Below are 1,278 nucleotides of genomic sequence, written 5' to 3'. Positions count from 1 at the left end.
TGCTCTTTCCGCTTAAAACCTGGACTAGTTAAGCAGCGATTTTAAAGATAAAATATTCTTTTGGTGTCTTCATTTTTAGAGCTGAATGGGGAGCGAAATTATTGTAGTCATCTACCCAATCTTGAATTTGACTGAGAACCTTTTTTGGGTCATCCAGACAACTTTCAAAGACATAATCTCTTTTAAAAGTACCATTCAATGCCTCACACATTCCATTTGACTGAGGCGAATAAGTAGGTGTATGACAATCATTTATATTCCACTCTTTTAGCCTTTTTTGTAAATTTTTCTCAATGTATTCCGGGCCATTGTCGTGCAAGAATTGCAACTGATGCTTCGGGGGCAATTCATCGGCAAAGCGCTGGAAAATTGCTTCCTGAACCAATAATTCAATATCACATGCCTGCATTGTCAGACCGGCTTTCCAGCTAATGATTGATCGATCGCAACAATCCATCACGAATGCTACTCTGAGCTTTTGACCGTTCCAGCATTTAATTGAAGTGATGTCACTAGCCCATCTAATATTAGGCTGCTCAACTGAAATTTTTCCGGTATGAGCTCTGTTGCTTCCCCTGCTTCGAAAACGTTTTATCAACAACCCCTCTTCCTTCATATGCCTGTGAACCATGTATTTAGATAAGTTTATCCCGTAATCTCGCTTTAAAATAGCCCTCACCCTAGGTGTACCATACGTTGCTTTTTTAGACGTAATTTCTTCAATGTTCTTTTTTATTTGCTCGGCCAGCAGTTTCCTCACAGTTCGTTTTCTTTCAGGATACGGACGGGCTTTATAATAAACACTTGACCTGGCTACTCCTAATGCCGCAATAACCCTGTTAATACTGACAGAAAAGTCCTTGGCTAATTCGACAACTTCCTGTTTCGTTGTTGATCCATTTCTACCTTTTTTTTTAGAATTTTAATGTCCAAGGTAGCTTCTCCTAATGCTTTCTTGAGTTCGTCATTCTCTTTTCTAAGTATTTCCAATTCGGTTTTCGAATGCAATTCACCTTCGTTTTTGATACCCATTACTGCACCTGTTTTAGCATCTTTACGCCATTTGTAAAGTTGGCTGGCGATCAATCCATGTCTACGACAAAATTCAGGGCAAGATAAACTAGAAGATTGCCATTCTTCCACTAGATATGCTTTTTCTTGGCTCGTAAGTAATTTTCTTCCACTTGATGTTAAGCGGGCATTCTTAATTAAATTGTCTATCATTTTTGTTCTAGTTTGGGCTACAAACCAGTCCAAAGATTAAAGCGGTTAGGAACA

Annotated in this window: 2 protein-coding genes; both read right to left on the bottom strand. The window is 38.7% G+C overall.

Annotated elements, in window-relative coordinates:
* Nucleotides 1-28 precede the first annotated feature (28 nt).
* Entirely contained in the window at nt 29-832 is an 804-nt protein-coding gene (locus tag FEM33_RS00020) for an IS3 family transposase (RefSeq protein ID WP_229214003.1), read from the bottom strand.
* A gap of 32 nt (nt 833-864) precedes the next feature.
* Nucleotides 865-1,257, bottom strand: a complete 393-nt coding sequence (gene tnpA, locus FEM33_RS00015; protein WP_229214002.1) for an IS66 family insertion sequence element accessory protein TnpA — start codon at nt 1,255-1,257, stop codon at nt 865-867.
* Between the last annotated feature and the right edge of the window lie 21 nt (nt 1,258-1,278).

The sequence above is a fragment of the Dyadobacter flavalbus genome, from assembly GCF_006149045.1.
GTDB classification, from domain to species: Bacteria; Bacteroidota; Bacteroidia; order Cytophagales; family Spirosomataceae; genus Dyadobacter; species Dyadobacter flavalbus.
Note: the sequence above shows the minus strand (reverse complement) of the source record. Positions and strands in the feature narration are given on the sequence as shown.